Here is a 7,223-nt window from a genome sequence, read left to right as displayed (position 1 = left end):
TTTGATAAGTTTTTTATATCGGATTTCGTCACTTTTCTTGTTGTCATAGGGTGATGGTTCTAAAATGTCAGCTAACGTTTCGGGGCTTGGCGACAGTGGCGGAATGGAAAGCCTAAACTTCCAATTTTAAACGTAAGTTAGCAAAACCATTTTTTCTTTTTGCTAAATTACAAAAAAGAGCAAAAGGAAAATGGTTTTTGCGGATAATTAATTACTATCTTTGAACTATGAATTATACCCGCCATTGCGCCAAACCCATGTTAGGCGTAGTGATATATTAGGGTAGATATTATTATTGATATGGCTTCAAACATCAGAGTTAAAACAGAAAAATTTAGAGCAATTAATGATGCTGATATAATAATTGATGGGATTACTTTAGTTGCAGGTGAAAATGGCTGTGGAAAAAGTACAATTTCAAAACTATTATATTTCCTATTTAAAACAGTTTCTAATTATGACATCGTTGTTAAGCAAAAACTTAATAATAGTCTTAGAGATGTTTTAAGATTTTTAGAGATTTTCCAGCAAGAAATTGTTTATAGTCAAAGTGATAGAAAAATAAGAGATGAATATCGTAAGGAAATAGAAGAGTTAAGAAGAAGTTTGTTTTATTCTGATTTTTTATTAGAAGAATCAGAAAAATGGATTGCTTTAATTGATAAAGTAGAATATTTATATTCTAATTATTCAAAAAAAGAAGATGAGAACTTATTTAGGAATAGTAATTCTGTTGGTTCCAGAATTAATCGATTAAATAGAATCATCAAAGAAATTCTTAGAGAAGATTATAATGTTGAAGATTATAGACAAGCTTTTTCAAATGTAAAACAGCTTGTAATTGATAAATTTAAAGAAGCCAAAGGTAAAATTGATTCCAGACCAACATCTATTTTTACTGAAGAATTAGCTAAAGTTTTTACAGATAGTAAGCTTCCTAAAAAATTTGATGTTTTTGAATATGAGGATATTATTGTTTCTCTTGAAAAAAGCAATTTGTCAATCCCGTTTAGTATAGATCAAGCAATTTATATTGACACGCCAATGATGCTCTCAATTGAACAATCTCATAATGAGTATTGGGATGATTTAAATGAACTTTTATTGGATGATAGTAGTAAGAATGAAAATCCTATAAGCGAAATTATTAGTAAAGAAATTATTAAAGGTGATGTTGAATACGAGGATGGTATTTTTGTTACTGACGAATTTAAGTTTAAAAGAGAAGATGGTTCTGTTTTTAATTTATTAGATGTTGCTACAGGTATCAAATCATTTTCTATTTTACAATTACTATTGAAAAATGGTCATTTGAATAATAAAACTTTAATGATAATTGATGAGCCAGAATCTCATCTACATCCACAATGGATAATTGAATATGCGAGGATAATTGTATTATTAAATAAGTATTTTGGAGTTAAGTTTTTCTTGGCAAGTCATAACCCTGATATGGTTCAAGCTATCAGATATATTTCAGAAAAAGAAAACATATTAGATGATGTAAATTTTTACTTAGCTAAAAAAGAAGAGGGTAAATATGTTTATAATTATGAATTTCTTCAAAAAGAGATAGATCCTATTTTTGAATCATTTAATATAGCTCTTGATAGAATCAATAAATACGGAATTTAGAATGAAATATAACAAGAATGAAACGTTAAATCATATTGTTTCTAAATCCTATCCTTGTTGTGTAAAAGATTTCAACGAAGTAGTTTTGAATGAAGATGATTCGTTATCTGAAATACCTGATTATTTTACTGAAACTGATGTGATTGATTTAGATTGTGTTGAAATAGAACGAGCAAGAATAGAAAGAAGAAATCAAATAAGTACAATGGACTGTACTTTTGCAATTTCAGATAATGATAATTTAGAAATGCTTCTTGTAGAGTTACGGTTCAATTATAAAAATTTATCTAATTTAAATAGACAAAAACTTATTGATAAAGTTTCTGGCTCTTTGTCTATTTTAGGTAATACCGTGAAAATAAATAACACTTATGTATTTATTTTTCAACCGAATCTTGTTGAACAAGCGACAAGTCGTATGAGAAGAATGAATCCTATTATTCCCAATAACTACATAGCAATGGATTTAAATGAATTGATAGCACGATTTTTTTGAATCATTACGCCTAACGTTTGGCAAATTGGCGATGGAGCCGACTTTTAGCACAAATGTTGAATAGAATTACTAATCTTCAACATTGCACAAAAGTTCAATAGAAGTACTTCACCGGCTCTATTGCCAATTTGTTTGTTATGTGCCGTTTTATTCCATTTTATACATTTAACAATTGCTGAAACGTAAAGTCGGGTTTAAACATTTCAATTTCGTTTTGAGTTGATTCTTCTTGTGCTTCTTTGCCATAGATAAACATTTGCTGTTCATAATTTTTAACAGCCTCTTCAATGCTATTAAATTTTCCATCGGCTAGATTATCAGACAATATCAAGGCATCCACCAACCCACTATTTACTCCCTGCCCTGCAAAAGGCGGCATCAAATGTGCGGCATCCCCAATCATTGTTATGGGTAATGGGCGCTTGCTTTTCCAAGGCTTTTCTAAAGGAAATATCCGTGTAGCCAATCCTACAAATGACAACGTCGTATGAATCAATTCTTTGTAGCGTTCGTCCCAATCGGAAAATTCTTTCAGAAGAAAATCAACGACACTATTTCTGTTTTGAAAATCTACCTGCGTTTGGTTTTTCCATTCATCAGGTGTTTTAAAACTTATTCCAAAATGCAATGCACCATTATTATTGGGGTTAGCAAATAATAAATTACCTTGGTGAGATGCCATTAGCCGGTTTCCATTGCATAGCTGAAAAAATCCAGGACAGTTTATCTCTGGTTGATGAATATCGGCTTGTATATTGAAAGTACCTGTTTCTTCAACTTCCGTGTCGGTAACAAATTTTCTTACCTTGGACATCCCGCCATTGGCAAGAATAACCAAATCTGCTGTTTCACTCGGTTTATTCTCAAAAGTTAGTGTCCACTTCTTCTTACCAGGTTCAAGCATAACAAGTTTTCTATCCCAAATAACCGTGTCGTTTTCTAAACTATTCAACAAGATAGCCCTTAAGTCATTTCTGTTTATTTCAGGATTGTCAAATCGATTTTCGGGCTTTACATTTTTTGTGGATAAAATATTGCCTTTTTCATCAGCAATATTTACACCCATTGGTAAGGCTAAGTCATAATAAGTTTGTAACAATCCCGCTTTTTTCATTGCTTCCTGACCTGAACCTTTGTGTAGGTCAAGGGTTCCACCAAAAATTCTTGCCTCTCGGTCGTTGTCTCTTTCGTAAACTGAAACGTCTATGCCGTTTTGCTGTAATAATTTTGCCATAGTCAGTCCAACGGGTCCACCACCAATTATTGCAACGTTCTTATCACTAAGTAAATTCATTTGTTTGTCTGTATCTATTCGCATTGTCATTCAAAAATGGCACATAACGGAAAAAGCATTGGCGAAGTGCGGGCTGGATTGGACGAAAAGTTCAATTCAGAACCGAGCGTAGCCGATGCTTTTTTCGGATTGTTAAATTACAAAAATAATCAATACGGAAAAGCATTCGGCGGATAAATATTACAAATTTTTCAACTTGCGTTTCACCCCGCATTTTGCCAATACAATGTTAGCAGAAGTCGCAATTTTAGTTAATTAGTAAATTAATTCTTCTTCCAAGTCCAAACTCAAAAATTTTATATAAAGTTGAAAGTTGAATATCACATTTACCATTTTCCAATCTTGAAATATAACTTTTCTTAGTTCCAACTTTTTCAGCAAGTTGCTCTTGTGTCATTTTCGCTTCTTTACGTGCTTCTTTCAACATTTCACTAATTACAAAATATTGTGCTTTTTCTTCGAATTCATCGCGTTTTTCAGTTCCTATTTCCCCGTATTTGATGTTTAATAATTCATCGAAATTATTCACATCACTTATTTTATTTTTCATTTTCTATTTTTTAGAATTTAAATATTCATTTTTCAATTTAAGAGCTAATTCAATTTCTTTTTTTGGTGTTTTTTGAGTTTTTTTTTGGAAAGCGTTGAACAAAACAACTAAATTTCCTTTATCAAAACAGCAAAAAATTCTATAAATATTACTTTCAAACTCAATTCGAATTTCGTAAAGTCCGTCTGTTTCTGCCATATGTTGCAAAAACTTCTTCGGAACATTTTGAACTGTTCTGACAAGTTTAAAAACATATTCAATTTTCTCTTGAACTTTTTCGTTTTGTTCCAAATAGAAATTAACAAAATACCGTTCGTAGAAAATAATTTTTCTCTCAAAATTCATGTTACAAAGTTAACTTAAAAGTTATCAATTTGCAAGTTTATTCTGAAATATTTTTAAAGCGGAAAGCTTGTATAAAATTTCTGCTAACGGGAAACGCATTGGCGAAGTGGCGGATAAATTGGACAAAAAGTTCAATTTAGCGAGAACGTAGCCGATGTGTTTCCACAGAGCTAACTTACAAATAAAAAGCGAATGTGGAACACATTCGGCGGAATAAAATGCAGAAACTTTCAATTTAGCACTTAACCTGCCATTTTGCCAATGCGTTGTTATGTGAAGGAATTTTTAGTATCTTTGTATTCAAATAATTCACATTTTATGTATTTCAGCAAGCCTTGGTAATTAAAAATTAAAGTAAATTATTAAATCGTCTTTTTGAGACGGTTGCTATTTGGTACGTTAATTTTTAATTTAAAATAAGGTAATAATGAAAAATATAAAACCCTTAACTTTTCCGTTTAATTCGGAAAATAATACATCCATAAAACAAAGTCTTTTTCGATTTCGAGAATATTTTGATTCTTCTACAATTGTTGGTTTAGGCGAAAACTCACATTTCATAAAAGAGTTTTTTACATTCAGGCATCAAGTTATTGAGTTTTTAGTAACTGAATGTGATTTTGACACCTTGGCATTTGAGTTTGGTTTTTCTGAAGGATTAGAAGTTGATAAGTGGATAAAATCACAAATTCCATTCGACGATTTGGATAAGTTACTGTCACACTTTTATTATCCAAATGAGTTTAAAGATACTTTGCTATGGCTTCGTCGGTATAATCAAGACAATAATAATCAAATTACCTTTTTAGGTGTGGATATTCCTAAAAATGGAGGTTCTTATTTTCCAAACTTTCGTATTGTATCTGATTATTTGCAAAGGCTTTCAATCGTTTCTTCTGATGTCTTACAGAAGATTTTAAATCTTGCTGAGAAATTTGATTTCTATTCGACTTCTCAGCTTGCGTTAAATTTATCGCTTTTTGATGAAGCTGAACATAATGAATTAAAAGCATTGCTATTAAAAGTTTACATTCGTTTGATTACTCTTCAACCAAAATTAGAAAGTTTAGAATTTCAATCGATAGTTCATCAAGTTAAAGGCTTGATTTATATGAATTATAATGCTGATGCTATGGAAAGTTTCATTACTGAAAGGGGAATTGAAGGAGATATGGGAGCAAAAGACCAGTATATGGCAGAAAGCATTGATTGGTTTTTGAAAAATTCACTTGGTAAAAAGATTATTTTGGTTGCCCACAATGCTCACATTCAAAAAACTCCGGTAGATTTTGATGGATTTATTAGTTGTTATCCAATGGGGCAAAGACTTTCGATGACTTTTGGAGAAAAATATAAAGCATTTGCAATAACTAATCTACGTGGAGAAACTGCGGCATTGTATCCTGATAATGATTATCAATTTGGCTTTAGGGTTGATAAATTTCCACTTGATTTTCCAGAGTCGGATTCTGTTGAATTTATTATGCAAGAATTTGGAGGAAAAGAATGCTGTTTACTAATGAACAGAAGTACGGAATTAAAAAATTGTAATAAGATTCGATTTGATTCGATGTGCCTAAAAACTGAAATAGAAGAAGCTTTTGACGGAATTTTTCTAATAGAAAAATCAACTGTTTCAGAAGTAGTGGATTGAGAATTTATAAATTTAATTTCGAAACGGCACTTTCTTTTTGGAGGTGCCGTTTTATTCTTTCACATAACGGAAAAGGGCTTTGCGAGGTGCGGGCTACTGCAACCGGAAGTGGAGAGGAGAACGAAACGCTAGCAAAAACCATTTTCATTTTTTCAGATTTACAAAAAAAAATGAAATGGTTTTTTGCGGGTACTGCTTACAAATTTTCTAAGAATTCCTTCAACCCCGCATCTTGCAAAACCCATGTTATGCGATGTTTTTTTAATATTCATAAGAGTAATATTCATCTTTTTTACCCTTTGTTTTTAATATAATATATTCTTTCATCAATTGTATTTTGTCGTATTTAGGTTCTTTAATTGTTTTGTTGTCAGTATTTATTAAGCCTTTTTTACCATTCTTTTCAATTATAAAATATCTCCAATTTTGTGATGAAATTAAATTGTCAAATTTTACAGGAATAATAATTTCATTCATAGAATTAATTAAACCATATTTATTATTTTGTTTTATGATTTGATAATATTTTTCGTCCACTGAAAAGTGTCTTGCTGTATTTACAAATGAAATATTCTCATCTAAAACAATTGTATTTGTGGGATTTAAAAGGTCTAAAATTAATGGTTTATTATTTTTTGTTGCAAATATTTTATAATTATCTTCTGTATAAAAAATGTATTCTTCAGGAAAAATAATATTGCCGTTGATATCGAAAACTCCACAATACCCATTTTTATTTTCTGTTAAATAAAAATCATCATTTTTATTTGATGAAACACTTTTATATTTTACTGGAAGTATAATTTTTCCACTAGTATCAGTTAAGCCGAATTCTGAATTTTTAGTCCAAAGTATAAAACGATTATTATCTCTGGGAAGAATGTATTTAAATTGTAATGGAATAATTTCTCTATTCTCAATATTTACAATTCCATTGCTGTCGCCTTTTCTGACGATAAAAACTGAATTTTTATATTCGATAAAATCATAATTGAAAGGAATTATTGTTTTATTTAAACTGTCTACAATTCCATAAAGATTGTTTTTCCTTTCTAAATAGATATTTTCGTCAATTTTAGATTTAAAATTCTGTCCAAGCAACATATTTATGGTTGCAAATAGAATTAAAAACAGAAATGTTCTATTAATAACGGTTTTCATAAAATATCGCATAACGTTTTGCAGCTTGGCGAAGTGGCGGATTTAGAAGCACTTACTTTCAATTTAGCACTAATGTTCATTTGAAAAT

8 protein-coding genes are annotated in these 7,223 nt (G+C 30.3%); 4 read left to right on the top strand and 4 right to left on the bottom strand.

Features of this window, described 5'->3' with window-relative positions; genetic code table 11:
• Positions 1-300: 300 nt before the first annotated feature.
• Positions 301-1,635, top strand: coding sequence for an AAA family ATPase (locus HXZ74_RS16930; RefSeq protein ID WP_286476494.1), 1,335 nt, complete (start codon positions 301-303; stop codon positions 1,633-1,635).
• Position 1,636: 1 nt separating this feature from the next.
• Positions 1,637-2,131 (top strand): hypothetical protein, encoded by a 495-nt coding sequence (locus tag HXZ74_RS16925; protein ID WP_286476493.1) that lies wholly within the window; start codon positions 1,637-1,639, stop codon positions 2,129-2,131.
• Positions 2,132-2,288: 157 nt separating this feature from the next.
• Here HXZ74_RS16925 and HXZ74_RS16920 read toward each other — a convergent pair whose 3' ends face one another.
• Positions 2,289-3,455 (bottom strand): tetracycline-inactivating monooxygenase Tet(X2), encoded by a 1,167-nt coding sequence (locus HXZ74_RS16920; RefSeq protein WP_008651082.1) that lies wholly within the window; start codon positions 3,453-3,455, stop codon positions 2,289-2,291.
• A gap of 6 nt (positions 3,456-3,461) precedes the next feature.
• Between HXZ74_RS16920 and HXZ74_RS16915 the strand changes: the two genes are divergently transcribed.
• The gene (locus HXZ74_RS16915) at positions 3,462-3,602 is read left to right on the top strand and encodes a hypothetical protein (RefSeq protein WP_286476492.1); all 141 of its coding nucleotides are present in this window, start codon (positions 3,462-3,464) and stop codon (positions 3,600-3,602) included.
• Between the two features lie 70 nt (positions 3,603-3,672).
• On the opposite strand, the gene HXZ74_RS16910 is transcribed toward HXZ74_RS16915, so the two are convergent.
• On the bottom strand, positions 3,673-3,975 hold the full coding sequence (locus HXZ74_RS16910) for a helix-turn-helix domain-containing protein (RefSeq protein ID WP_055041225.1): 303 nt from the start codon (positions 3,973-3,975) through the stop codon (positions 3,673-3,675).
• Positions 3,976-3,978: 3 nt separating this feature from the next.
• Entirely contained in the window at positions 3,979-4,320 is a 342-nt protein-coding gene (locus HXZ74_RS16905) for a type II toxin-antitoxin system RelE/ParE family toxin (protein WP_055041224.1), read from the bottom strand.
• 427 nt (positions 4,321-4,747) lie between these two features.
• Between HXZ74_RS16905 and ere(D) the strand changes: the two genes are divergently transcribed.
• Positions 4,748-5,974 (top strand): EreD family erythromycin esterase, encoded by a 1,227-nt coding sequence (gene ere(D) / locus HXZ74_RS16900; protein WP_095073170.1) that lies wholly within the window; start codon positions 4,748-4,750, stop codon positions 5,972-5,974.
• A 261-nt stretch (positions 5,975-6,235) separates the two neighbouring features.
• On the opposite strand, the gene HXZ74_RS16895 is transcribed toward ere(D), so the two are convergent.
• On the bottom strand, positions 6,236-7,078 hold the full coding sequence (locus HXZ74_RS16895; RefSeq protein WP_286476491.1) for a WG repeat-containing protein: 843 nt from the start codon (positions 7,076-7,078) through the stop codon (positions 6,236-6,238).
• Positions 7,079-7,223: the final 145 nt, after the last annotated feature.

This window comes from Empedobacter sp. R750, from assembly GCF_030324345.1.
Lineage (GTDB): Bacteria > Bacteroidota > Bacteroidia > Flavobacteriales > Weeksellaceae > Empedobacter > Empedobacter falsenii_C.
The sequence above is the reverse complement of the archived record's forward strand: the minus strand, read 5'-3'. Positions and strand labels throughout refer to the sequence as shown.